The organism is Mesorhizobium sp. M1217 (assembly GCF_040318275.1).
GTDB lineage: Bacteria > Pseudomonadota > Alphaproteobacteria > Rhizobiales > Rhizobiaceae > Mesorhizobium.
Genome location: NZ_JAMYMA010000016.1, coordinates 44932 through 68866, shown reverse-complemented (window position 1 = coordinate 68866; position 23935 = coordinate 44932). Strand labels below are relative to the sequence as shown.

The window sequence follows — 23935 nt, the reverse complement described above, 5'->3', positions numbered from 1 at the left end:
TTCGCCATGCGTCCGCAATCCCTCAGCCGCGCAGCACGCCGCCGGTCTGTTTGCCGACATTCTCGACGATGCGCTTGGCCAGCGCCTCGAAATCCTCGTCGGTCAGCGTCTTTTCGACCGGCTGGATCGAAACTTCGATGGCGATCGACTTCTTCGCCGCGCCGAGCGCTGCACCCTCGAAAACATCGAACACCGAGACGCCGGAAATCAGCTTCCGGTCTGCGGCAAGGGCGGCGCGAACGAGTGTGCCGGCTTCGACCGCCTTGTCGACGACGAAGGCGAAATCGCGCTTGACCGCCTGGAAGGCGGACAGATCGAGCCTCGGCTTTGTCCGCGTCGGCTTGGCCTTCGGCTCGGGCACGGCATCGATGAACACCTCAAACCCGCAAAGCGGACCGGAGACGTCAAGCCCCTCCAGCGTCTTCGGATGGAATTCGCCGAACGTGCCGAGCACGACCTTCGGCCCGAGCTTGATCGTGCCGGACCGGCCGGGATGATACCAGGCCGGGCCGCCGGCCTCGATCTGCAGCCGCTCGACCGGCGCGCCGCAGGCTTCGAGTGCAGCGATGGCGTCGGCCTTGGCATCGAAGACGCCGACGGCGCCGGCATTGCCTGCCCAATGGCGGCCGGAGCCCTCGAGCTTGGCGGTGCCGCGCCGAACGCCGGCGGCAACACGCCGCTGCTGGTCGGCGCCGTCGCCCTCGTAAGTGCCCGACACTTCGAACAGCGCGACATCGCCGATGCCCTTGTCGGCGTTGCGCTGCGCGGCCGCGATCAGGCCCGGCAGCAGCGACGGCCGCATGTCCGACATATCGGCGGCGATCGGGTTGGCAAGCTTCAGCGCCTGCTGGCCGCCGCCGAACAAATCGGCGTGTTTTGCCGGAATGAACGACCAGGTGACGGCCTCCATCATGCCGCGCACGGCAAGTGCCCGCTTGGCGGCGCGGGTGCGGATCTGCAGCACAGTCAGGATCTTGGCGTTGACCGCGTCGTGGCTGCCGAGCGGCTGCGGCGCGATATTGTCGACGCCGTGGATGCGCATGACCTCCTCGACCAGGTCGGCCTTGCCGTCGACATCCGGCCGCCAGGACGGGACCGCCACATTGACGACATCGCCCGTGCCCTCCGGCTTGAAGCCGAGGCGGGCAAGAATGTCGAGGCTCGTCGAGCGCGGCACTTCGATGCCGGTCAGCCGCTTCACGTCCGACAATGGGAACGAGACGATCTTCGGCCGATGGCCGGCATAGCCGACGACTTCGGTTTGCGTCGGCGTACCGCCGCAGAAATCGAGCACCAGCCTCGTCGCCAGCTCCACACCGGGAATCATCATTTCCGGGTCGACGCCACGCTCGAAGCGGTAGCGTGCATCGGTGATGATGCCGAGCGTGCGGCCGGTGCGGGCGGTGGCGATCGGGTCCCAAAGTGCCGACTCGATCAGCACGTCGGTGGTGTTCTCGTCGCAGCCGGAATGCTCGCCACCCATGATGCCGGCGATCGACTCGATACCATCCTGGTCGGCGATGACGCACATCTCCGGCGTCAGCGTGTATTCGCGGCCGTCGAGCGCCAGCACCTTTTCGCCGTCGCGTGCCCGGCGCACGGTGAGATTGCCGGTGACCTTCGCAGCGTCGAAGACATGCAGCGGCCGGCCGCGATCGAAGGTGACATAATTGGTGATGTCGACCAGCGCACTGATCGGCCTCAAGCCGATGGCGAGAAGCCTTTGCTGCAACCATTTCGGCGACGGTCCGTTCTTGACGCCGCGCACCAGGCGCAGCGCAAAGCCGGGACAGAGCTCCGGCGCTTCGATCGTCACCTTGACCGGCGTCTCGCCCTTGCCGGGGATCGGCTCTATCGGCGCGCTCTTCAGCGTGCCGAGCCCGCTCGCCGCCAGATCGCGGGCGATGCCATAAACGCTGGTCGCATCCGGCCGGTTCGGCGTCAGATTGATTTCGATCAGCGGATCGTCGAGATGGGCATAGGCGGCGAAACTGGTGCCGACCGGCGCATCGGCCGGCAGGTCGATGATGCCGTCATGCTCCTCGGACAGTTCGAGCTCGCGCTCGGAGCACATCATGCCGTGGCTTTCGACGCCGCGGATCTTGCCGACGGTCAGCGTCACGTCGATGCCGGGAATATAGGTGCCGGGTGCTGCAAAGGCGCCGATCAGGCCCGCGCGGGCGTTCGGCGCGCCGCAGACAACCTGCACCGGCGCCCTGCCGTCGCCGGTGTCGACGGTCAGCACGCGCAGCCGGTCGGCGTCGGGATGCTGGACTGCCGTCAGCACCTTGGCGATGACGAAAGGTTTCAAGCTCGCCCGGTCGTCGACATGCTCGACCTCGAGGCCGATCGAGGTGAGACGTTCGACGATTTCCGCCAGCGAGGCATCGGTCTCGAGATGATCCTTGAGCCAGGAGAGGGTAAGTTTCATGACTGTGTTCCGTCTGGTCTGGGCACGCTGGGCTTGAAGCTATGCGGCCGCGCGTCGGACATGTGCAGGAAGGCTAGCTGCCCGCGGATTTGCTGCGGCCCGGTTGTCACGCGCTTAGCCCGCCAAACAGCGTCGGCATGTCGAGCGGCCTAAAACCGTAATGCGACAGCCAGCGCACATCGGCGTCGAAGAAGGCGCGCAGGTCGGGCATGCCGTATTTCAGCATGGCGATGCGGTCGATGCCCATGCCCCAGGCGAAGCCCTGATATTCGTCGGGATCGAGCCCGCCGTAACGGAGCACATTGGGGTGGACCATGCCGCAGCCGAGGATCTCCAGCCAGTCTGAGCCTTCGCCGAAGCGCACCTCGCCCGGCCGCGAACGGTCGCACTGGATGTCGACCTCGAGGCTGGGCTCGGTGAACGGGAAGAAGGACGGCCGGAAGCGCATCTTGACGCTCGGCACCTCGAAGAAGGCCTTGCAGAACTCCTCCAGTACCCACTTCATGTTGGCGACGTTGGCCGATTTGTCGATCACCAATCCCTCGACCTGATGGAACATCGGTGAGTGGGTGGCATCGGAATCCTGCCGGTAGGTCTTGCCAGGAATGACGATGCGGATCGGCGGCTTCTGCATCTCCATGGTGCGGATCTGCACCGGCGAGGTGTGGGTGCGCAAAAGCTTGCGTTCGCCCTGCTCGTCCGGCTGGAAGAAGAAGGTGTCGTGCATCTCGCGCGCCGGGTGGCCTTCCGGGAAGTTCAGCGAGGTGAAATTGTAATAGTCGGTCTCGATGTCGGGACCTTCGGCGATGGCAAAGCCGAGATCGCCGAAGATCGCCGCGATCTCGTCGATAACCTGGCTGATCGGATGGATGCGGCCGCGCTCGGCCGGCGATTGTCGCACCGGCAAGGTGACGTCGACCTTCTCGGCGGCAAGCCGTGCCGTGATCGCCACATCTTTCAGCTCGGCGCGACGGGCCGAAAGTGCCTCGGTGACGCGGTTCTTGAGGCCGTTGATTGCCGGGCCTTTGACCTGGCGCTCCTCGGCGCTCATCGAGCCGAGTGTCTTCAGTATCTCGGAGACCGAACCCTTCTTGCCGAGGGCAGAGACACGCACCGCCTCGATTGCTTGCTCGTCGGCGGCAGAGGCGATCTCGGCCATCAGGGAATTTTCGAGAGTTTCCATGTCACTCATGTTCCAGACCCGATTGGAAGCAAAGAAAAACCCGCGCCAGCCCTGCCAGCGCGGGTTTCCCAAATCAAGTGTCGAATAGCTTGGGAAGCGCTGGTCTTAAGCGACAGCGCTTTCAAAAGCGTTCGGCGTGGTGTTCTTGAGGTATTCGAGCGCGACCTTGGCCTTGGCCACGAGTGCGGCAAAAGCCTGCGGCTCGTGGATGGCCATGTCCGACAGGATCTTGCGATCGATCTCGATGCCGGCCTTGTTGAGACCGTCGATGAAACGGCCATAGGTCAAGCCATGCTCATGCGTCGCCGCATTGATGCGCTGGATCCACAGCGCGCGGAACGAACGCTTGCGATTCTTGCGGTCGCGATAGGCGTACTGCAGCGACTTTTCCACCGCCTGCTTGGCGATGCGAATGGTGTTCTTGCGGCGGCCGTAAAAACCCTTGGCGGCTTTCAGGACCTTCTTGTGCTTGGCGTGCGAGGTGACGCCTCTCTTTACGCGTGCCATGTCATGATCTCCTTAAAAGCAATTCCAGGAAAAGTGCCTAGCGGTTTTCCGTTCGGAATTGCGTAAAACAAATGCGTGTCCAGACCGAATGCCCTTATTTGGCGCATGATGTTTTCCAAAAAGTTTGCAACTTTTTGGCATCATGCCCTAGAGGCCGTTCGGCAGAAAATTCTTGATGACCTTCTTGCCATCCGGTTCAGCCAGAACCATCGTGCCGCGGGCATTTCGAATGAACTTGTTGGAACGCTTGATCATGCCGTGACGCTTGCCGGCCGCAGCCGACAGAACTTTACCCGTACCTGTGATCTTGAACCGCTTCTTGGCGGCCGATTTGGTCTTCATCTTGGGCATTTTGCTACTCCGTTTATATGCGCACCAATGCGCTTTTTGTTCGCTTCAGGCCGACCAAAGCCCGAAAAGCAAATGAAACCGCCACGGCATGCCCTGCCGGGCGGTTTTTTTGGAACGCGGTCATATACGTCAAAGCGAGGGCGCGCGCAACACCCAGCGCTCAGCAACCTTGTAGTGCTCAGGGGAAACGGAACAGCACCGGTAATATGCCCGACTGCTGGGCGCCGTCGATCAGTTCGAAAGCCGGCAAGGCAAGGAGGAACACCAGCCCGTCCAGTAACGTGGTTCGCAGCAGGCGCGGCTTGAAGCTGCCGGTGTCGCCTTCCTGATACAGTGACAGTTTCGGGAAGAAGCGCGGCACTTTCGCCAGATAGGCCTGGTATGGCGCGCCGAGAACCTCCTTGAGGAATTTCTCCTCGCGCAGGATAACGATGTAAAAGGCACCCGCGCAGAGCGCTCCAAAGCCGATCGTGGCCGCGATGGAGCCGATCTGTGCGCCGACACCAGCGGCAGCTAAAGTGGAGAAAAGGTAGAGTGGGTTGCGCGTGATCGAATAGGGTCCGCCGGTCACCACTTCGGAGGATTTGCGTCCGCCGATGTAAAGCGTCGACCACAAGCGCCCGACGATGCCGAGAAAGATCAGCACGACGCCGACCATTTCGATCGTTTCATGCACTGGCGTATCGGGAGGGAAAACCGACTGGCCGAACAGCAGCGCCGCGAACATCACCATGATGAGAACGGCAAGTACCATCCTGCGCATATGCTGGTAGCTGCCAAGCCCGTGCTTAACTTGCGCGTATCTGACTTCATTGACCATGTCGGGAATCCGATCGTCGAGGGAACCAGAGCGTCGTTGCTCTCGCCGGCGATCGCAGCGTCTGGCCAAGAAAACAGGCGCCCCGCCGATCGCCGGGACGCCTTGCAACATGATTCAGGCGGATTTAATGCATGTCGCCCAAAAGTGCGCAGCGGTTTTGGGACAACGACATGCACAAAACAGAACTAAAGCGCAACGCGCTTTAGCGGGGCGCCAGCACCATCATCATCTGGCGGCCTTCGAGCTTCGGTTCGGCTTCGACCTTGGCGATGGGCGCCACTTCCTCGCGAACCTTATTCAGAAGCTGCATGCCGAGTTCCATGTGCGCCATCTCGCGACCGCGGAAGCGCAATGTCAGCTTGACCTTATCGCCTTCCTCGAAAAAGCGCCGGACGGCCTTCATCTTGGTCTCATAGTCGTGGCTGTCGATGTTCGGGCGCATCTTGATCTCCTTGATCTCGATGACCTTCTGGTTCTTGCGCGCCTCGGCCGCCTTCTTCTGGTTGGCGTATTTCAGCTTCCCGAGATCGAGGATCTTTACGACGGGCGGCACTGCATTGGGCGATATCTCGACCAGATCGAGCCCAGCCTCTTCGGCGAGCAGCAATGCGTCGTTGATGGAGACATCGCCCCGGTTCTGGCCTTCGGCGTCGATTAGCTGGACCCGGGGAACCCGGATATCACGGTTGGAGCGCGGGCCTTCCTTGGTGGGCGCCGCTGCTTTGAAAGGTCTGCGAATGGTCGTGGTCTCCTTGAGCCGTTTCGTTAAGGGGTTCTTCAGTTCAGAATTGCGAACGCGCAATGTGGTGAGTGCGCGGTCGGAGTCAATAGCACAGCATTCTCAGGAAATCACCTGCTCGATGAATGCTCCTCTGCACCAAGCGAAGAAAGTAACAGAGCACTTTTCGTTGAACCCCCGCTTGTGCCAAAAGACCGGCGCGAGGGAATACACCATGAGCACCACCACCCCGATCTTCCTAGACGTCGACGGGACGAGCATCGCCGTCAGGCATGCGGCAGGTGCCGAGCCCGGCATCGTCTGGCTTGGCGGCTACAAATCCGACATGCTGGGCACCAAGGCCGAAACCCTGTCGGAATGGACGCGCAAAGAAAGCCGGGCCTTCCTGCGCCACGATTATTCCGGCCATGGCGAATCGGGTGGCGCCTTTGCCGACGGCACCATCTCGAAATGGCTAGGCGAGAGCCTGGCGGTTTTCCGCCGCTTCACCCAGGGCAGGCAAATCCTGGTTGGTTCGTCGATGGGCGCGTGGATCGCGCTGCGCATGGTGCAGGAATTGCGTAAGGCGGGCGAGAACAGCGTCGCCGGCCTTGTGCTGCTGGCCCCGGCGCCCGATTTCACGTTCGAACTGGTGGAGCCGGTGCTGACCGGAGCGCAGAAGCGCGACCTCAGGAAAAAGGGTTTTTTCGAAGAGCCGTCGGATTATTCAGCCGAGCCTTACATCTACACGCGCGCTCTGATCGAGGACGGCCGCAGCAACCGGGTGATGACCGGGCCGGTCGACACGCACTGTCCGGTCCATATCCTGCAAGGCCTGGCCGATCCCGACGTGCCGTCGAGCCATGCGCTCAAGCTGGTCGGCCTGCTGCCGGCCGACGACGTCACGCTGTCGCTCATTCCGGACGGCGACCACCGCCTGTCGCGACCTCAGGATCTCGATATGCTGGTGCGGGCGGTGGACGCGATGGTGCGGCAGGCGGGATAGAGACATGCGCATTTCCATTCCGGTGTCCGCCTTTGTGGCGGCGATCGTCGGCTTCGGCGGTACGCTGGCCATCGTCATTGCCGCCGCCAAGGCGGTCGGCGCAACGCAGGTCGAGACCGCAAGCTGGGTGACGGCACTCTGCCTGGCGATGGCCATCGAGAGCCTGTGGCTGTCGTGGCGCACGAAAATGCCGGTCATCACCGCATGGTCGACGCCGGGCGTCGCGCTGATCGCCGCATCGACCGGCTTTTCGATGGGCGAGGCGGTTGGCGCCTTCATCGTCACCGGGGTCCTGCTGGTCGCCACCGGCCTGTTCGGGCCATTGACCAAGCTGATCGCCAGAATACCGGCTTCGGTCGCGTCCGGAATGCTGGCCGGCATCGTCGTAACCTTCGCCATCAATGCGGTGAAGACCGTGCCCGTCGACCCCTGGCTGATCCTGCCGCTGGTTGCGGTCTTCTTCGTCATCCGCCTGTTCAACCCGGCGCTGTCGGTGCTGTTGGTGCTGATCGGCGGCGGTCTCGCGGCCTTTCTTACCGACCGGGTCGGCGGTCTGCCGGCACCGGAACTCTCGAGCTTGACGCTGGTAATGCCGCAGTTCACCGCCGCTTCGATCATCGGCCTGGCATTGCCGCTCTATCTGGTCACCATGGCCTCGCAGAACCTATCCGGCCTCGCCGTGCTGAGGGCAGCCGGCTATCATCCCGAACCCGGGCCGCTGATCGGCGTCACCGGCCTGTTTTCGCTGCTGACGGCGCCGTTCGGCGCCTCGACGACCAATCTGGCGGCGATCTCGGCGGCGATCTGCACCGGACCCGACGTGCATCCTGATCCGGCCGAGCGCTGGAAGACCGGCCCGTTCTACGCGCTGGCCTATCTTGTCTTTGCCCTGTTCGGCGCCTCGCTGGTGGCGATCTTCGCCGTATTGCCGCAGAGCCTGATCGCGCTGGTCGCCGGCCTGGCGCTGATGGCACCGCTCGCCAATGCGCTGTCGATCGCCTTGAAAGACGAGGACGAGCGGATGGCCGCTACCGTCACCTTCGCCGTCACCGCATCAGGGCTGACGCTGTTCGGCGTCGGCGCGGCGTTCTGGGGCCTGATCGCCGGATTGGTCGTGCTTTTCCTTGAAATGCTCAAAAAGCGATAATCATTTCAGCCGCTTGTCCGGTTTTGGCGGTTGCTGTCTTGAATCGCCGTTTTCTCCATCCCATTTCGATTCCACGCAGCCGGATTTGGCTGTCTCCAACTGAAGGATTGGGAGAAATGAACACATCTGCATTGATCCGTCCGGCCTGGACGCCGGCGACCATCGCGCTGATGGTGATCGGGTTCATGGTGTTCTGGCCGCTCGGCTTCGCCATGCTCGCCTACATCATCTGGGGCGACCGGCTCGACGGCTTCAAGCGCGACGTCAACCGCGCCACCGACGGCATCTTCGCCGGCTGCCGCCGCGGTTCCGACAAGGCCGCGCGCTGGGGGCATGGCTCCGCCCGCACCGGCAACGTCGCTTTCGACGACTGGCGCGAAAAGGAACTCGAGCGGCTTGCCGAGGAACGCCGCAAGCTCGACGAGATGCTGAGCGAGTTCGACGAATATGCCCGCGAATTGCGCCGCGCCAAGGACCAGGAAGAGTTCGATCGTTTCATGGCCAACCGCAACAAGTCGACGTCTCCCACGACCGGGTCGACGACGAACAACAAAACCACCGGCAAGTCCACGCCAGGCCTGCTCGACGAGTAAGGGTCCCGTGCCCAGATAGATAATCCAACGGCGTCGCGTCAGCGGCGCCGTTTCTTTTTTGTTCTAGTCGTTTCCCTCGAATCACGTATCGTCCCGGAATGTCCTTCGGCTTCTTTCGCACCCCGACGAAACCCAAGCCCACGCCCGTCGTGGAGCGCGAGCATTGCGTTGCCGGCCGCACGCTGCCGCTCAAGATCGTCGAGAACGACAGGGCGCGGCGCCTGACGCTGCGCATCGACTCCGGCGGCCGCGGCCTGCGCATCACCGTGCCGCCGGGGCTGCGGCGCGGCGAGGTGGAAAGATTCCTCGACCGTCATCAGGACTGGCTGGAGCAAAGGCTGGCCAAGGTGCCCAACCGGCCGCAGGTGCGGCCCGGCATCAAGATACCGGTGCGCGGTGTGCCGCATCGCATCGTCCATGAACCGTCGAAACGCGGTACAGTCACGCTGTCGCGCGACGAGCGCGGTCCGCTGATGATCGTGCATGGTGAGCGCCTGCATCTGCCGCGCCGCATCGCCGATTTCCTCAAGCGCGAAGCCAAGCGCGAGATCGAGGCGCTGGTGACCAAGCACAGTGCTGCGGTCGGCAAGCGCGCCAAGGCGATCCGCTTCAAGGATACGTCGAGCCGCTGGGGGTCCTGCACGTCGGACGGCAATCTGTCGTTTTCCTGGCGCATCATGATGGCGCCGCGGCCGGTGATAAACTACCTCGTGGCGCACGAGGTGGCGCATCTCAAGGAGATGAACCACGGCCCGAAATTCTGGAAATTATGCGAGCAGCTGTGCCCGGACACCGAGCGCTGCAAGGATTGGCTCAAGCGCAATGGCGGCGCGCTGCAGGCGATCACGTTCGAGTAGTTGTCCGATTCAATCGTCGTTGGCGGCGTTCAACTCCTCCGGCCGCAATCCCTCGTCGACATGGCGCGGCCAGGGCAGGAAATCCTTCTCGAAGCCATCGTTGCTGAAATAAGCCAGCGCCCGATGCGCCTCCGCGCCGTTGAAGGCTGCCTTGTCCATCAAATGAGCGATGACCTCATGGGCCTGCGCCAGCTTTTGCCTGAGTTCCGCGACGGTCTTTTCCGGCATGGTCTTTGTTCTCCCGCCTTTGTGCCTGAGCAAGGTAGCGCGTTGCGCTCTTATATTAGCAAGGTGGCGCGTTCCGCTCTTACATTAGCAAGGTAGCGCGTTCCGCGCCGGCGGCAAACAGGATGCTTTTTCTCGACTCTTTGGTCGTTTCGTGCCAATCCCGCGCCATGGCGCTGGACATCAAGATATGCGGATTGAAGACTGACAAGGCACTGGCCGCGGCATTGGCCGGCGGCGCCAGCCATGTCGGCTTCAATTTCTTTGCCAAAAGCCCGCGCTATGTCGAGCCGGTGGAAGCCGGCCGCCTGCGCGAAGCGGCGCGCGGCAAGACCAAGGCGGTTGCGGTGACGGTCGACGCCAGCGACGCGTTCCTGGACGAGATCGTCGAAAAAATGCAGCCCGACATGCTGCAGCTTCACGGCGCCGAAACGCCCGACCGGGTGGCTGAGGTGAAGGCGCGCTACGGCTTGCCGGTGATGAAGGCACTGCCGGTCAGCGAGGCTGCCGATCTCGAGCGGGTTAAACCCTTCATCGGCATTGCCGACCGCTTTCTGTTCGATGCCAAGCCGCCTAAGGGTTCGGAACTGCCGGGCGGCAACGGTCTTGCCTTCGACTGGCGCATTCTGGCCGGCCTTGACGCCGGCGTCGATTACATGCTTTCCGGTGGGCTCAATGCCGGCAATATCGGCGACGCCCTTCGGCTGGCGAACCCGCGCGGAATAGATCTTTCCTCAGGCGTGGAAAGCGCGCCGGGCGTCAAGGAACCGGCGCTGATCGAACAATTTTTCCGGGCCGTCGGGGCAGCACGCGACAACCGCGCCGCCTGACCACGCTTCAAACCACAGACCAGGAGATCGGCGATGGATAAGCCGGCGATACCGAATTCCTTCCGCACCGGCCCCGACGAGCAGGGCATGTTCGGCATTTTTGGCGGTCGTTTCGTTGCCGAAACGCTGATGCCGCTGATCCTTGAGCTGGAGCGGCACTGGAACGAGGTCAAGAACGATCCGGACTTCAAGGCCGAACTGACCGATCTCTCGACGCATTACGCCGGGCGGCCGTCGAAGCTCTATTTCGCCGAAGGCTTGACCAGGCATCTTCGCGAGGTTTCCGCAGCGAAGGGCCTCGGGGGCGGCGCAAAGGTCTATTTCAAGCGCGAGGATCTGAACCACACCGGCTCGCACAAGATCAACAACTGCCTCGGCCAGATCCTGCTCGCCAAGCGCATGGGCAAGACGAGGATCATCGCCGAGACCGGAGCCGGCCAGCATGGCGTCGCTTCCGCTACAGTGGCGGCGCGCTTTGGGCTTCCCTGTATCGTCTATATGGGCGCGACCGATGTCGCCCGGCAAAGCCCCAACGTCTTTCGCATGAAGCTTCTGGGCGCGGAAGTGCGGCCGGTGACCGCCGGCCACGGCACGCTGAAGGACGCCATGAACGAGGCGTTGCGCGACTGGGTGACCAATGTCGAGGACACCTATTACCTGATCGGCACCGCCGCCGGCCCCCACCCCTATCCAGAGCTGGTGCGCGACTTCCAATCGGTGATCGGCACCGAGGCGCGCGCCCAGATCCTCGAGCAGGAAGGCCGGCTGCCGGACACCATCATCGCTTGTGTCGGCGGCGGTTCCAACGCCATCGGCCTGTTCCATCCCTTCCTCGACGACAAAGAGGTTCGCATCATCGGCGTCGAAGCCGGCGGCCGCGGCCTCGATGGCATCGAGCATTGCGCTTCGATGAGTGCCGGCGCGCCCGGCGTGCTGCATGGCAACCGTACCTACCTCCTGCAGAACGCCGACGGCCAGATCATGGACGGCCACTCGATCTCGGCCGGGCTCGACTATCCCGGCGTCGGGCCGGAGCACTCGTGGCTGCGCGATTCCGGCCGCGTCGACTATGTGCCGATCCTCGACGACGAGGCGCTCGAGGCGTTTCAGCTGACGACGCGCGTCGAGGGCATCATTCCGGCGCTGGAATCCGCCCACGCTATCGCGCAGGCGGTGAAGATCGTGCCTGATATGGACAAGGACCAGATCGTCATCGTCAATCTGTCCGGCCGCGGCGACAAGGACGTGCATACGGTGGCCAATATGCTGGGCATGGAGATCTGATCATGACCACCCGTATCGACCGCCGCATGGCGAAGCTGAAGGCCGAAGGCCGACCGGCACTCGTCACCTATTTCATGGGCGGCGACCCCGACTACGACACGTCGCTGTCGATCATGAAGGCGCTGCCTGGCGCCGGCAGCGACATCATCGAGCTCGGCATGCCGTTTTCTGATCCAATGGCCGACGGCCCGGCGATCCAGGCGGCCGGCCTGCGGGCGCTGAAGGGCGGCCAGACACTGGTCAAGACGCTGAAGATGGCCTCGGAATTCCGCGCCGGCGACAATGAAACGCCGATTGTCTTGATGGGCTACTACAATCCGATCTACATCTACGGCGTCAAGCGCTTCCTGAGCGACGCGCTGGCCAGCGGCATAGACGGGCTGATCGTCGTCGACCTGCCGCCGGAGATGGACGAGGAGCTTTGCATCCCGGCACTCAAGGCCGGCATCAACTTCATCCGGCTGGCGACCCCGACCACCGACGACAAGCGCCTGCGCAAGGTGCTGCAGAACACGTCGGGCTTCGTCTACTATGTCTCGATGACCGGCATTACCGGCTCGGCGCTGGCCGACACCGGCAAGGTGGCGGCAGCGGTCAAGCGCATCAAGAGCCATACCGACCTGCCCGTCTGCGTCGGCTTCGGCGTCAAGACAGCCGAGCAGGCGCGCACCATCGGTGCCTCGGCCGACGGCGTCGTCGTCGGCACGGCGATCGTCAATGCGGTCGCCAACGTGCTCGGGCCGAAGGGCGAAAAGACCGCCGATCCGGCAGAAGCTGTCGCCACGCTGGTCAGCGGGCTGTCGCAAGGGGTTCGCGCGGCTCGCCTTGCTGCCGCCGAATAGTCTTGATCATCTGGTTGACCATGATCTTTGCCGAAAACCGGTTTCCACTTTTCGGGATCATGGTCTAACTCTTCGTAAGGACAGGAGCCGAAGCGATGAACTGGATCACCAATTACGTCCGCCCGAAGATCAATTCGATGCTCGGCCGCCGCACCGACATGCCGGAAAACCTGTGGATCAAGGATCCCGAGACCGGCGAAATGGTGTTCCACAAGGATCTGGAGCAGAACCAGTTCGTCATCCCGTCCTCCGGCCACCATATGAAGATATCGGCCAAGGAACGGCTGAAGTTCTTCCTCGACGACGGCAAATACGAAACGCTGGAAAACCCCAAGGTGGTGCAGGATCCACTCAAGTTCCGCGACGAGAAGCGCTATGTAGACCGGCTGAAGGATGCCAAGGCCAAGACCGGCATGGAAGACGCCATCATCAATGCGCTGGGTACCGTCGAAGGCCTGCCGGTGGTGGTGACGGTGCAGGATTTTGCCTTCATGGGCGGCTCGCTCGGCATGGCGGCCGGTGACGCCATCGTGCATGGCTTTGAGGTCGCCCTGCAGCGCAAGCGGCCGCTGATCCTGTTTGCGGCCTCCGGCGGCGCCCGTATGCAGGAAGGCATCCTGTCGCTGATGCAGTTGCCGCGGACCACGGTCGGCGTCGACAGACTGAAGGAGGCCGGCCTTCCCTACATCGTCGTCCTGACCAACCCGACGACCGGCGGCGTCACCGCCTCCTACGCCATGCTGGGTGACGTGCACATTGCGGAGCCCGGCGCCCTGATCGGCTTTGCCGGCCCGCGCGTCATCGAGCAGACCATCAGGGAAAAGCTGCCCGACGGCTTCCAGCGCGCCGAATATCTGATGGAACACGGCATGGTCGACATGGTGGTGTCACGGCTGGAGATGCGCCAGACGATTGCGCGGCTGCTGAGAATGCTGCTCAAGCTGCCGGAAGAGCAAAAATCGCAGGAGCCGGAAATCCTGCCGCCGTCGGTGATCCCGGTCGAGGCCAGGCCGCAAGCCTGACACGACATCATGCGGCGCGGGCGGCTGTTGTGTGCCGTTGTGCGCACGCTTAGGATTCCTTCATGACCACGCTTGCCGCCGACCGCGAAATCGAAAGCCTGATGGCGCTTCACCCGAAGGGCTTCGACCTTTCGCTTGACCGCATTTCGCGGCTACTCGAGCGCCTCGGCAACCCGCAGGACCAGCTGCCGCCGGTCATCCACATCGCCGGCACCAACGGCAAGGGCTCCTGTGCCGCCTTTTCACGGGCGCTGCTCGAAGCCGCCGGCTACCGCGTCCATGTCCACACATCGCCACATCTGGTGAACTGGCATGAGCGCTACCGGCTGGCCGCCGATGGCGGCGGCAGGCTGGTGGACGACAAGGTCTTCGCCGAAGCCATCGCCCGCGTCGCCAAGGCCAATCAAGGCCAGAAGATCACCGTGTTCGAAATCCTCACCGCAGTCACCTTCGTGCTGTTTTCCGAATATCCGGCCGATGCCGTCATCCTCGAGGTCGGCCTTGGCGGCCGCTTCGACGCCACCAATGTCATCGCCGAGCCGGCCGTGTCGGTGATCATGCCGGTCTCGCTCGACCACGAAGCCTATCTCGGCGACCGCGTTGAACTGATCGCCGCCGAAAAGGCCGGCATCATCAAGCGCGGTTGCCCGGTCGTCATCGGCGCGCAGGAAAGCGAGACGGCGCAGCAGGTGCTCATCGAAACCGCCGAACGGCTCGACTGCCCCGCCTTCGTCTATGGCCAGGATTTCCTCGCCTATGAGGAAAACGGGCGCATGGTCTATCAGGACGAAGACGGATTGATGGACCTGGCGCCGCCGCGCCTGCCGGGGCGCCACCAATTCGCCAATGCGGCAGCGGCGATCGCGGCGGTCAAAGCGGCGGGCTTCGAGATCAGCCACCGCGCTGCCGAGAAGGCGATGGCGAATGTCGCCTGGCCGGGCCGCATGCAAAAGCTGCCGCTGGGCCGGCTGACCGAACTGGCGCCGAAGGGCGCCGACATCTGGCTCGACGGCGGCCATAATCCCGGCGCCGGCGTGGTCGTCGCTGAGGCGCTGGCCGAGCAGGAGGAAAAGAACCCGCGGCCGCTGTTCCTGATCTCGGGCATGATCAACACCAAGGACCAGAGCGGCTATTTCCGCGCCTTCAAAGGGCTGGTGCGGCATGTCTACACCGTGCCGGTGAGCACGAGCGACGCCGGCGTGCCGAACGACGAACTGGCGACGCGCGCCATCGAGGCCGGCCTGTCGGCCGAACCCGTCAGTTCCGTCGCGAATGCACTGATGCTGCTGCGCGATACATGGGACGGACCGCCGCCGCGCATCCTGATCGGCGGATCGCTTTACCTGGCCGGTGCGGTATTGGCCGAAAACGGCACGCCGCCGGTTTGAGGCGTGCCTCCACCCATGCCACGATAACGCCAGACTCATCAGATCACCGCGAGGAGCCAGTCATGATCAAGGTAAAGCAGCTCGCTCACGTTTGCATTTTCGCGAATGACCTAGAGAAGACGCGAAGCTTCTATCGAGACGTCCTCGGCATGGATACGCAGTTCAATTTCCTGCGCGACGGCAAGATTTTCGGCTTCTATCTCAATTGCGGCAGCCGTAGCCATGTCGAGGTGTTCCAGAAAGACGGCGCGAGCTATAGCGACTTGAACCAGATCAACCACTTCTGCCTCGAAGTGGAAAACATCGACGCCGCGATCGCCCACCTGAGGTCAAAGGGGGTTGATGTCACCTCAAAGAAACGCGCGTGCGATGACACCTACCAGGCTTGGATCCGCGACCCCAACGGCGTGAAGATCGAACTGTTCGAATACACTGAGAAAAGCGCACAATTCGTCGGCGGCGATCGTATCGCGGATTGGTGATCGCGCGTCGCCGGACAATGTGGCGGCGCAGCCGATGCTTGGTGGATTACTTCAGCTCGACCTCGATAAAGGCGAATTCGCCGTCGTTCGCGCTGATGACGTCATGTTCGACGCCCTCGTTGCGGAAATACGGCGCGCCCTTCTTCATTTCGGCGAAGGATTGGCCATCCTTGGTCAGGAGCTTCACCTTGCCGTCGGTCAACGGCACGATCACATAGTCGTGGCCATGGCGGTGCCAGCCGGTGTTGTCGCCCGGGGCGAAGCGGTATTCGGTGACGATGACGCGCTCATTGTCGATGAAGACGGTGGCCTTGGCGGATCCGGTCATATCGCTTCTCCTTTGTATTCAGAAGAGAAGAATACGGGGCGGCAAGCCGCGAGTGCCAGAGCGGCCCACCAATGACGCCAGCAAAAAGAAAGCCCGGCACGAGGCCGGGCTTTTCTGCAAAACTTTGATCGGATCAGGCGAGACTGCCGTTGATCCAGTGCGACAATGCTGTTTTCGGCGCAGCACCGACCTTCATATCGGCGACTTCGCCGCCCTTGAAGATCATCAGTGTCGGGATCGAGCGCACGCCGAACTGCGCAGCCAGCTCAGGATTCTCGTCGATGTTGAGCTTGGCGATCTTTATCTTGCTACCGAGTTCGATGGCGATATCCTCGAGCGCCGGGGCGATCATCTTGCACGGGCCGCACCATTCCGCCCAGAAATCGACCACGACCGGCTCCTTGGCGTTGAGCACGTCGGCCTGGAAATTGCTCTTGTCGACCTTGACGGTGGCCATGCTGAGATCCTTTCGATTTGTTCGTCGCACCAAATGTGGTGGTGATCGCGTCCGTCTTCAAGCAGGTGTTGTGTCACGCTCCCGTGAGTCGAGCAAGGGCGTCGTCCATCGCCGCCGCCGGCAGCTCGATCAGCCGCGGGGCTTCGGTGAACAGCAGCGCCGCCAAGACCTCGCGTCCCCGATAGAGCGGCTGAAGCAGCGCGCGATACAATGCAAGCTGCAAGACATAGGCGGGGGGCACTTCGGCGAGCGTCGCCGGCGCAGGCCGGTTGGTCTTGTAGTCGACGATCGACACCTTGTCCGGCGCTACCGCCAGCCGGTCGATCTTGCCGGAGATCGAGCGCAGTTTGCCCCTCACCTCCAGGCTGCCCATGATGGCGACTTCAGCGCGCGAGTTTGGTGCAAACAGCGGCGCGAAGCGGCTGTCGGCAAGAATTCTGGAAACGCCAGCCAAGGCTTTGTCGCGCTCGTCTTCAGGCCATTGAGCTCCGGCGCGCGCCAAATAGCGCTCGGCGGCATCCTGGCGTTTTCCTTCGGCGATGCCGGGCAGCATCTGCAGCAATTTGTGCAGCGCCAACCCGCGAATCACGGCAAAGCCGGGCTCGGCGTCGGCATCCAATACCGGCGAACGCGTGTCGGCCACCGCTTGCCGCGCCTCGTCGATCAGCACCGAGGCGCCGGACGGCGAGAGCGGCCGCGGCAGTTCCTCGAAAGGCGGCAAAGGCTGGAACAGGGTTTCCGGCAGTGGCGCAAAGCGTTCCGCCTGGCGTGCCTCATCCACTGCCGCCAGCGGCATGGGCGGCAGCTTCGTCACCTGGAAACGATGCACGGTCTCGCCAGTGGCGGGATGCCGGCGTTCCGCGCTTTCGGCGGCGCCGACCAGCGCGCGGCTGACGACCGAATGCCAGGTGCCGGTATTCGGCGCCCGCTTGCCATGGTAGCCGCAGACGATCAGCCGATCCTCGGCGCGGGTCATGCCGACATAGAGCAGCCGGCGGTATTCGTCGTCGGCGAGCTCGCGGGCGCGGGCCGATGCGGCGCGTGAAAATCCATTAGCGACATCGCTGGCCGAACGCCAGAGATAGCCCTTGCCTTCCCAGCGGTCGCCCGAGCCTTGGAACGGCATCAATCTCGGCAGGTGCTGGTCGCTGAACGGCGCGGAGCCGCCATCGACAAGGAATACCACTGGCGCTTCCAGGCCCTTGGCGGCATGCACGGTCATGACGCGAACCTCGTCGCGGGTCTGGTCCATTTCGCGCTTGATCTCGGGGCCGGCGTTTTCCAACGTCGACAGGAAGGATTCCAGTCCCGGCAGGCCGGTCCGCTCCTCGGCCAGGCAGAAATTCAGGAATTCGTCGAGGATGTCGCCGGCCTCCGGCCCGAGCCGCGCGATCATCTTCTTGCGCAGGCCGTCGCGGGCGAGAGCTGCGGCATAGAATTCGAACACCGGCTTGAATGCGGCCTCGTTGGACCATGTGTCGAGCCGGCTGACGACGGCGGCCAACGCCTCGCTTTCGCCGGCATGCCGGCGCAGCGAGGCGAACAGCGAGACGCCCGACGGCCTCTCGGCAGCAAGCGCGAAAAGCTGCTCTTCCGAGACATCGAAGATCGGGCTGCGCAGCACGGCGGCCAGCGACAGATCGTCCTGCGGCTGGATGAGAAAATGGCCGAGTGCGATCAGGTCCTTCACCGCGATGTGGCCGGGCAGGCTGAGCCGGTCGGCGCCGGCCAACGGAATGTCGCGGCGCTTCAGCGCCCGCGTCAGCGCATGGACGAAGCGATCGCGCTTGCGCACCAGCACCAGCACGTCGCCGGGCCGCAGTTTCTTGCCGCGGCCTTCGATAGTCTCGCCGCCGCCGATCCAGCCGGCAATGGTTGCCGCGACGTTTTCAGCGACGCGTACTGCCGGCGCATGGGCATGGTCGACCGCTTGCGTCCAATCGTCTGGTTCGTCGACGACATCGGCGCCGATCGAGGGCCAGACCTCGACATAACCCGGCGCATCGGTGCGGATCGCCTTGTGGTCGAGCGGATCGGGATCGTGGCTGATGCCGCGCCGCACGTTCGGGTCGGCAAAGACACGATCCACCGCCGCAAGCACGTCGTCGGTCGAGCGGAACGACCAGGTCAGCTTGAGATCGGCGAAGGCGGCGGCGGCGCTTCTAACTTTGCCGGCAAACAAAAGCCGGCTGTCAGCAAAGGAATCCGGGGCGGCCCCCTGAAAGGAATAGATCGACTGCTTTTCGTCACCGACGGCAAAGATGGTGCGGTGGACGGCGTCGCGGGCGCCGAGCCCGGCAAAGAACTCCTCCGCCAGCCGCTTGACCACGTCCCACTGGTCGGGACTGGTGTCCTGCGCCTCGTCGAGGAGGATGTGGTCGATGCCCTGGTCGAGCTTGTATTGCACCCATGGGCCGGCGTCGGGCCGCGCCAGTAGATTGACAGTGCGGGTGATCAGGTCGTTGAAGTCGAGGAAGCCGCGGGCGCGCTTCAATTGCTCGTAGCGGGCGATCAGCCAGTCGGCGATGGTCAGCGCGGCACGCGTGCCTTCCAACATCCTGAACAAGGCCAGGCGGTCGGAGATTTCGAGAATAGCGTCGACCGCCACGAGATAACGTTCGGCAAGATCGGGCAGCCGGTCGAGCAGCGCCTTCTTGAACGTCTTTGCCGGATCATAAGGCTCGCCATCGGCCCTCAGGAAAGCCTTGGAGAGCAAATTCAGGCGTCGGACCGGATCGTCCTCGGCAAAGGCAAGACGGGCGTATGGCAGCAGATTGTTCAGCACGATGCGCGCATCGGCGGCCTCGGCCGCCCGTGAAAAGGTGACGAGATAATCCGGCAGGAAGCCGGGCAGCGGCCAGACCGAGGCGGCGATGCCTTCGGCGGTCTGGCCGGCGCGGAAATGGAACTCGTCGAACAGCGCCTGAAAACCATCGCCGCCGGCCGCGGCGATGAAGGTGCGCAAACCGTCGCGCTTGCGCACGATCTCGCCTAGCAACGCGTCGAGCCCATGTTCGCCGCCGCGCTCCAGCACGGTGGCGAAAGCCTCGGCCAGTGCCGCATCGCCTGCAACGCCGCCGGAGATCATGTCGCGGCGGGCGGCGGCGAACAGCGAAGCCTCCATTTGCGGATCAAGCATTTCGAAATGCGCCGGGATGTTGGCTTCCAGCGGGAACTGATGCAGCACCGATTCGCAGAAGGCGTGAATGGTCTGGATCTTCAGCCCGCCCGGTGTTTCCAGCGCCTCGGCAAACAGCCGCCGCGCCCGGCGCATGGTTTCGCGGTCGGGCTGGCGGCTGTCCAGCGCCTCTATCCGTGTCGAGAGCTCGGCATCACCAAGCGCCGTCCATTGCGACAGGGTCGAAAACACCCGGTTCGACATGTTGGCGGCGGCGGCGCGCGTATAGGTCAAGCACAGGATCTTGGACGGATCGGTGCCGCGCAGCAAAAGCCGGATGACGCGCTGGGCGAGCACATGGGTCTTGCCCGATCCGGCGTTTGCCGACACCCATGCGGAGTTATGCGGGTCGGAGGCGCTCGCTTGGCTGGCGGCGGTGTCGCTCGGGATGGGATAGGCCTTCTTCACGCCTCCCCTCCCTCCTCGTCGGCGTCGCCGCCGGCGGACCATTCCAGCACGCGGGCGAGATGGTCGTAGGCGCCGTCGGTCTCACCTTCGCGGAACGGCAGCGCCCGCGACAGATAGCCGGTCGCCGGGTCGGCGTAGTGGATCAGCAGTTTTTCCAGCCGCGCCCAAGCCTCTTCGGCGAGATCGGCGGCAGTTCGCGGCTTGCGGTTGTATTCGAGGATCGATTCCTCGAACACCTCTCCGTTCGGCTTCAGCCGCACGAAGGCCAATTGCGACGGCTCGCATGCGCCAAGCTCCTTGAAGGCGCCGCGACGCAGCAGCGCGCCCTCCAGCGCCAGTTGCGGCGCGAGCAGCGTGTGCGCCTGCGCTTTGGATGGCGAGGAGCCGGTCTTGTAATCGAGGATGTCGGCCATGCCGCCGGCCAGCAGATCGATGCGATCGGCATAGCCGGACAGGGTCACGCCGGATCGGCCGACGCCGGTCTTTTCGGCGTGTTCCTCGGCGTGCCGCCGTACCACGGCGGCGGCCCGGCCGCGCTCCCATTCGATAATGCCGGCGGCAAGCTTTTCGAAGCGCGGCCACCACACCGCCTCGACATCGGCGGGCAGGGCAGCCTCGGCAAAGCAGGACCGGCCGGCGGCAATGAGCCCGTCCAGCGCCTCCGGCGCGCGCGGGTCGGCCACCCTCGCTGAGAAGAGGTGCAGAATGGCGTGAAACAGCGTGCCGCGCTCGGCAGCGCCCGGATCACGAACGACCGGATCGAGTGGCATCAGGCCGAGTATCCTTCTGGCATAGACCGCATATGGGTCGCGACGTAGCGTCTCGATCTCGGTGACCGAGAAGTGGTGCGGCCGCAGGGCGAGCGGCGGTTTCGGCTGCGGCCGCGGCGCAAAGTCCTGCTTTTCGCCGGCATCGAGCGCACGCGCCCAGGCAAGCAGCTCATCGCCGCGCCGGCGAAGTGCCGCGGCATGGTCCTCGCCGACGAAGGTAAGGATACGCTGCAGCCAGCGCGATGGCACCGACGGAGCGTCGCCGGAACGGGCGGAGCGAGCCAGCACCACTTTTTTGGCGCCCATGGCCATCTGGAAATCATGGGCGGCAAGGCCGATGCGCCGTTCGGGCGGTTCAAGATCGATGCCGGTCTTCATCAGCCGCGACATAAAGCGGTCACTCTCCGGCTTGCGCGGCCACACGCCTTCGTTGAGTCCGCCGACGACCAGCGTGTCGATATCCTGAAGCCGCGCTTCCAGCACGCCCCAGATGGCGATGCTCCTGTCGGTGCCCTGCGCCGGCTTGACCATTTCGGGCGCAATCAGCGCCTCCATCACGTCGGGCCATTCGTCCGCGGCGAAGGAGAACGACACCGAGGCCGCGACCAGACCGCGCAAGAGCTCGGCAAGCTTTTCACCGGCATCGCCGGCATAGAGTTCGCTGAGGCTTCCGTCAGCAGCGCGGCCGAGGCTTTCGAGCACGCCGACACTGGCGCGCACAAGTGTGGCAAGATCGGCATTCTCCTCGCCGCGAAAGGCAACCAGCGGCGCCAGCGCAGCCGTTAGCCGGATCAGCAGATCGCGCGCCTGTTCGATGCGCCTGACCGAGAGGCGCGATCGCCAGAAAGGCGGGCGGCGATTGCCGCCGTCGTCGAATTCGGCAAGCCGGGCACCGAAGAGTTGCGGCAGCGACGCGACGTCCGGGCGACCGGTGCCGCCGCGCAGCGCCACGAGTTCGACGATTTCGGCCGCATGGCGGACGCTTGCCCGCTCCAGGCCGAGGCCAAGCAAGGGATGCTTGAGCAGTGACAGCAGGGCGACCGGATCGCCCGGGCGGAACGCCGCCTGAAGCGCCAGCCGGAGCAGGCTGGCGGCTGGCGTGTTGATGAGCGGCGTGCCGCCGGAATCGTCGGCGGCGACGCCGAAGCGCAACAGCTCGACCGAGACGCGTCGCGCCAGCGCGCGGTCGCCGGTGACCAGTGCGGCGCGCTGGCCGGGCCGTTCGACGGCCTGTTTGAGCGCAACGGCGATCGCCACGGCTTCGTCGCGTTCGCTGGCGGCCTCGAGAAGCGTCACACCAGCGAAGGCCTCGGCACTATCGCCAGCGGTGAAGCGCGCGCGCGTCTCGGCCCAGAGCTCGGTGGTCTCCGCCGGCCGCAGCGCCTCGCCGACAAGTGCGGCGCGCAGCGCAAGTGGCCGCGGCGCAACAGCAAGCTCCCCGACATCGGCCCGAAGCACCCCGATCTTGCCGATCAACTTTGCCAGGCCGTATTGCGGATGGCCAAGCAAAGCCGGCCGCGCACCAGGTGCACTGACGGCGGCAAAGGACGGCTCGTCCAGCGTCCGGTCGAGGCCGGGCAGCACAACAGCGCCATTGGGCAGACCGGCGATTACGGCAAGCAGCTCGGCCGTGGCGGGGATGGAGCCGGTAGAGCCGGCGGCGATCACCGGCCCGGCGGGTGGATTGCGCTTCAGCCGCGCCGCTTCCAGCCTTATCAGGGCATTGCGATGCGCTGCCGGATTGGAGCGACGGCGTTCCTCGAGCAGCTTCGGCCAGTTCTCAGTCACGATGGTCAGGAAATCGAGCGTCACCTGCCACCAGCCTGCAAGGTTGCCGGTTACAAGGTCGGCGAGCCTCGCCCAATCCGTGCCTTCCGTCTCGATCTCATCCATCAGCCGTGCAAGGTCGCGCGCCAGCCAGATGGCGTCGGCGGCGGAGGCCGGGATGACGATCTCCTCGTCGAACAATGCCGCGACATGTGCCGGCAGGCGGCGTTTCCACGCCCGCACCAGCGGCGCAAGCAGCAGAAGACGCTCGACCGCGGCGATCGGCGGCGCAAAGTCGATGGCGGCCGAAGCTTCCGTCTCGAAGGCGGCTTCATCTTCATCAAACTCACCAAGTGGGCGGATGACCGGCAGGATCGCCGAACGGCTTCCCGAGCGCGAGAGAGCATCGACGAAGACGCCGCGAAGCGCCCGCGCTGCACGGCGCGTCGGCACGTAGATGGTGAGATCGGCCAGCACCAGCGGATCGCCATCATAGGTAAAGCCGGGAACCAGGCGCCCTGCAAGCAGCGCCTCGGCCAGCGTCGGCAGGAACGGCGCTCCGGGCGGGATCGAGAAAACGCGGCGGGAGCCGCTCATTTCGACTCGGTAAGAGCGCCGGGTGCCTCAGCAAGAGCATCAGGCGTGCCGGCAAGCGCGGCGGCGACCGCTGCTTCCGCCCGCGGGATCGCGTCGGGTGTACCGACAGTGATCCAATGGCCACGCATCGTCATGCCGAACAGGCGGCCGGCGGCGATTGCCGCATCGAAATAGGCGTTGAGCGACAGCGGGCCGGCCGGCGCGTCCTTGAAGATGCGCGGATGGACGATTGCGGCGCCGGCATAGATCAGGCCGGCCGGATCGTTGTTCGCACGCCGCAACGCGCCGTCCGGCGCCATCAGGAAATCGGTGCCGCCGCTATGTCCGGTTGCCGACTGGAGATCCGCAAGCATCAGCAGAATGTCCATTGTCGCGCCCTCCCATGCAAGGGCAAGTCGCCTGAGATTGGAAACGCCGCTGTCGATCCAGAAGGTGTCGGCGTTGAGCACATAGAAGGGTGCCCCTAACCTGGGCAATGCCTTGACGATGCCGCCGGCAGAGTCGAGCAGGCCGCTGCTCTCATCCGAGATGACGATTCTCGGCGCACTGCGGGGGGCTACATGGTCCACGATCTGTTGCGGCAGGTAATGGACGTTGACGACGGCCTTGGCGACACCGGCTTCGGCTAGGCTGTCCAGCCCCCAGTCGAGCAATGTCTTGCCGGCGACCTTGACCAGCGGCTTCGGCATAGTCTCGGTGATCGGCCGCATGCGCTTGCCGAGCCCGGCGGCAAGCACCATGGCG

General features: G+C 64.1%; 22 protein-coding genes. 10 read left to right on the top strand and 12 right to left on the bottom strand.

What is annotated here, in order from left to right; all coding sequences use genetic code 11:
- Nucleotides 1-22: 22 nt before the first annotated feature.
- From pheT to infC, 6 genes are all read right to left on the bottom strand, one after another.
- On the bottom strand, nucleotides 23-2431 hold the full coding sequence (gene pheT / locus NKH37_RS24610) for a phenylalanine--tRNA ligase subunit beta (RefSeq protein ID WP_352484468.1): 2409 nt from the start codon (nucleotides 2429-2431) through the stop codon (nucleotides 23-25).
- A gap of 106 nt (nucleotides 2432-2537) precedes the next feature.
- A complete protein-coding gene (gene pheS / locus NKH37_RS24605) occupies nucleotides 2538-3623 on the bottom strand; it encodes a phenylalanine--tRNA ligase subunit alpha (RefSeq protein WP_023718300.1) in 1086 nt (361 codons plus the stop codon).
- A 96-nt stretch (nucleotides 3624-3719) separates the two neighbouring features.
- Nucleotides 3720-4121: a 50S ribosomal protein L20 gene (gene rplT / locus NKH37_RS24600; protein WP_006201247.1), complete on the bottom strand. Its 402-nt coding sequence runs from the start codon at nucleotides 4119-4121 to the stop codon at nucleotides 3720-3722.
- Nucleotides 4122-4268: 147 nt separating this feature from the next.
- Nucleotides 4269-4472, bottom strand: a complete 204-nt coding sequence (gene rpmI, locus NKH37_RS24595) for a 50S ribosomal protein L35 (protein WP_006201248.1) — start codon at nucleotides 4470-4472, stop codon at nucleotides 4269-4271.
- A 178-nt stretch (nucleotides 4473-4650) separates the two neighbouring features.
- Nucleotides 4651-5292: a methyltransferase family protein gene (locus NKH37_RS24590; protein WP_023718299.1), complete on the bottom strand. Its 642-nt coding sequence runs from the start codon at nucleotides 5290-5292 to the stop codon at nucleotides 4651-4653.
- Nucleotides 5293-5494: 202 nt separating this feature from the next.
- Nucleotides 5495-6031 (bottom strand): translation initiation factor IF-3, encoded by a 537-nt coding sequence (gene infC, locus NKH37_RS24585; RefSeq protein ID WP_023677573.1) that lies wholly within the window; start codon nucleotides 6029-6031, stop codon nucleotides 5495-5497.
- Between the two features lie 214 nt (nucleotides 6032-6245).
- Here infC and NKH37_RS24580 point away from each other — a divergent pair, with 214 nt between their 5' ends.
- The 4 genes from NKH37_RS24580 (at nucleotide 6246) to NKH37_RS24565 (ending at nucleotide 9613) form a co-directional block, all read left to right on the top strand.
- Entirely contained in the window at nucleotides 6246-7016 is a 771-nt protein-coding gene (locus NKH37_RS24580; protein WP_352484469.1) for an alpha/beta hydrolase, read from the top strand.
- 4 nt (nucleotides 7017-7020) lie between these two features.
- Nucleotides 7021-8163: a benzoate/H(+) symporter BenE family transporter gene (locus NKH37_RS24575; RefSeq protein WP_352484470.1), complete on the top strand. Its 1143-nt coding sequence runs from the start codon at nucleotides 7021-7023 to the stop codon at nucleotides 8161-8163.
- Between the two features lie 116 nt (nucleotides 8164-8279).
- Entirely contained in the window at nucleotides 8280-8756 is a 477-nt protein-coding gene (locus NKH37_RS24570) for a DUF2852 domain-containing protein (protein WP_352495238.1), read from the top strand.
- Between the two features lie 98 nt (nucleotides 8757-8854).
- Nucleotides 8855-9613 (top strand): M48 family metallopeptidase, encoded by a 759-nt coding sequence (locus NKH37_RS24565; RefSeq protein ID WP_023718295.1) that lies wholly within the window; start codon nucleotides 8855-8857, stop codon nucleotides 9611-9613.
- A 9-nt stretch (nucleotides 9614-9622) separates the two neighbouring features.
- Here the strand turns inward: NKH37_RS24565 and NKH37_RS24560 are convergent, their stop codons facing one another.
- Nucleotides 9623-9841, bottom strand: coding sequence for a hypothetical protein (locus NKH37_RS24560; protein ID WP_023718294.1), 219 nt, complete (start codon nucleotides 9839-9841; stop codon nucleotides 9623-9625).
- A 167-nt stretch (nucleotides 9842-10008) separates the two neighbouring features.
- Between NKH37_RS24560 and NKH37_RS24555 the strand changes: the two genes are divergently transcribed.
- The 6 genes from NKH37_RS24555 to NKH37_RS24530 all read left to right on the top strand — a co-directional run bounded on the left by NKH37_RS24555 (nucleotide 10009) and on the right by NKH37_RS24530 (nucleotide 15686).
- The gene (locus NKH37_RS24555; RefSeq protein ID WP_352816658.1) at nucleotides 10009-10668 is read left to right on the top strand and encodes a phosphoribosylanthranilate isomerase; all 660 of its coding nucleotides are present in this window, start codon (nucleotides 10009-10011) and stop codon (nucleotides 10666-10668) included.
- A gap of 33 nt (nucleotides 10669-10701) precedes the next feature.
- Nucleotides 10702-11952 (top strand): tryptophan synthase subunit beta, encoded by a 1251-nt coding sequence (trpB, locus tag NKH37_RS24550; protein WP_023718292.1) that lies wholly within the window; start codon nucleotides 10702-10704, stop codon nucleotides 11950-11952.
- Nucleotides 11953-11954: 2 nt separating this feature from the next.
- On the top strand, nucleotides 11955-12794 hold the full coding sequence (gene trpA, locus NKH37_RS24545; RefSeq protein WP_352484473.1) for a tryptophan synthase subunit alpha: 840 nt from the start codon (nucleotides 11955-11957) through the stop codon (nucleotides 12792-12794).
- Nucleotides 12795-12889: 95 nt separating this feature from the next.
- Nucleotides 12890-13816 (top strand): acetyl-CoA carboxylase, carboxyltransferase subunit beta, encoded by a 927-nt coding sequence (gene accD / locus NKH37_RS24540; protein WP_023718290.1) that lies wholly within the window; start codon nucleotides 12890-12892, stop codon nucleotides 13814-13816.
- A 62-nt stretch (nucleotides 13817-13878) separates the two neighbouring features.
- Nucleotides 13879-15204, top strand: a complete 1326-nt coding sequence (locus NKH37_RS24535; RefSeq protein WP_352495241.1) for a bifunctional folylpolyglutamate synthase/dihydrofolate synthase — start codon at nucleotides 13879-13881, stop codon at nucleotides 15202-15204.
- A 62-nt stretch (nucleotides 15205-15266) separates the two neighbouring features.
- Nucleotides 15267-15686, top strand: coding sequence for a VOC family protein (locus NKH37_RS24530; RefSeq protein WP_353005974.1), 420 nt, complete (start codon nucleotides 15267-15269; stop codon nucleotides 15684-15686).
- A gap of 46 nt (nucleotides 15687-15732) precedes the next feature.
- Here NKH37_RS24530 and NKH37_RS24525 read toward each other — a convergent pair whose 3' ends face one another.
- From NKH37_RS24525 to NKH37_RS24505, 5 genes are all read right to left on the bottom strand, one after another.
- Complete coding sequence (locus NKH37_RS24525) at nucleotides 15733-16014, bottom strand: cupin domain-containing protein (RefSeq protein ID WP_353005975.1); 282 nt, start codon at nucleotides 16012-16014, stop codon at nucleotides 15733-15735.
- A 133-nt stretch (nucleotides 16015-16147) separates the two neighbouring features.
- Nucleotides 16148-16471 carry a thioredoxin gene (trxA, locus tag NKH37_RS24520; protein ID WP_023677558.1) on the bottom strand — a complete coding sequence of 108 codons (324 nt, stop codon included), beginning with the start codon at nucleotides 16469-16471 and terminating at the stop codon, nucleotides 16148-16150.
- A gap of 73 nt (nucleotides 16472-16544) precedes the next feature.
- A complete protein-coding gene (addA, locus tag NKH37_RS24515; RefSeq protein WP_353005976.1) occupies nucleotides 16545-20057 on the bottom strand; it encodes a double-strand break repair helicase AddA in 3513 nt (1170 codons plus the stop codon).
- Nucleotides 20054-23191, bottom strand: a complete 3138-nt coding sequence (addB, locus tag NKH37_RS24510) for a double-strand break repair protein AddB (protein ID WP_353005977.1) — start codon at nucleotides 23189-23191, stop codon at nucleotides 20054-20056. Before addB ends, addA begins: the two co-directional genes overlap by 4 nt.
- Nucleotides 23188-23931 carry a nucleotidyltransferase family protein gene (locus NKH37_RS24505; RefSeq protein ID WP_353005990.1) on the bottom strand — a complete coding sequence of 248 codons (744 nt, stop codon included), beginning with the start codon at nucleotides 23929-23931 and terminating at the stop codon, nucleotides 23188-23190. The genes addB and NKH37_RS24505 overlap by 4 nt, the downstream gene beginning before the upstream one ends.
- Nucleotides 23932-23935: the final 4 nt, after the last annotated feature.

Coding starts and splice junctions, on each gene's coding strand:
- trxA (WP_023677558.1), bottom strand. CDS start 16,471: ATGGCCACCGTCAAGGTCGACAAGAGCAATTTCCAGGCCGACGTGCTC.
- rplT (WP_006201247.1), bottom strand. CDS start 4,121: ATGGCACGCGTAAAGAGAGGCGTCACCTCGCACGCCAAGCACAAGAAG.
- accD (WP_023718290.1), top strand. CDS start 12,890: ATGAACTGGATCACCAATTACGTCCGCCCGAAGATCAATTCGATGCTC.
- NKH37_RS24590 (WP_023718299.1), bottom strand. CDS start 5,292: ATGGTCAATGAAGTCAGATACGCGCAAGTTAAGCACGGGCTTGGCAGC.
- NKH37_RS24555 (WP_352816658.1), top strand. CDS start 10,009: ATGGCGCTGGACATCAAGATATGCGGATTGAAGACTGACAAGGCACTG.
- NKH37_RS24575 (WP_352484470.1), top strand. CDS start 7,021: ATGCGCATTTCCATTCCGGTGTCCGCCTTTGTGGCGGCGATCGTCGGC.
- NKH37_RS24525 (WP_353005975.1), bottom strand. CDS start 16,014: ATGACCGGATCCGCCAAGGCCACCGTCTTCATCGACAATGAGCGCGTC.
- NKH37_RS24565 (WP_023718295.1), top strand. CDS start 8,855: ATGTCCTTCGGCTTCTTTCGCACCCCGACGAAACCCAAGCCCACGCCC.
- NKH37_RS24570 (WP_352495238.1), top strand. CDS start 8,280: ATGAACACATCTGCATTGATCCGTCCGGCCTGGACGCCGGCGACCATC.
- NKH37_RS24535 (WP_352495241.1), top strand. CDS start 13,879: ATGACCACGCTTGCCGCCGACCGCGAAATCGAAAGCCTGATGGCGCTT.
- pheT (WP_352484468.1), bottom strand. CDS start 2,431: ATGAAACTTACCCTCTCCTGGCTCAAGGATCATCTCGAGACCGATGCC.
- trpA (WP_352484473.1), top strand. CDS start 11,955: ATGACCACCCGTATCGACCGCCGCATGGCGAAGCTGAAGGCCGAAGGC.
- rpmI (WP_006201248.1), bottom strand. CDS start 4,472: ATGCCCAAGATGAAGACCAAATCGGCCGCCAAGAAGCGGTTCAAGATC.
- trpB (WP_023718292.1), top strand. CDS start 10,702: ATGGATAAGCCGGCGATACCGAATTCCTTCCGCACCGGCCCCGACGAG.
- NKH37_RS24530 (WP_353005974.1), top strand. CDS start 15,267: ATGATCAAGGTAAAGCAGCTCGCTCACGTTTGCATTTTCGCGAATGAC.
- addB (WP_353005977.1), bottom strand. CDS start 23,191: ATGAGCGGCTCCCGCCGCGTTTTCTCGATCCCGCCCGGAGCGCCGTTC.
- NKH37_RS24560 (WP_023718294.1), bottom strand. CDS start 9,841: ATGCCGGAAAAGACCGTCGCGGAACTCAGGCAAAAGCTGGCGCAGGCC.
- pheS (WP_023718300.1), bottom strand. CDS start 3,623: ATGAGTGACATGGAAACTCTCGAAAATTCCCTGATGGCCGAGATCGCC.
- NKH37_RS24505 (WP_353005990.1), bottom strand. CDS start 23,931: ATGGTGCTTGCCGCCGGGCTCGGCAAGCGCATGCGGCCGATCACCGAG.
- NKH37_RS24580 (WP_352484469.1), top strand. CDS start 6,246: ATGAGCACCACCACCCCGATCTTCCTAGACGTCGACGGGACGAGCATC.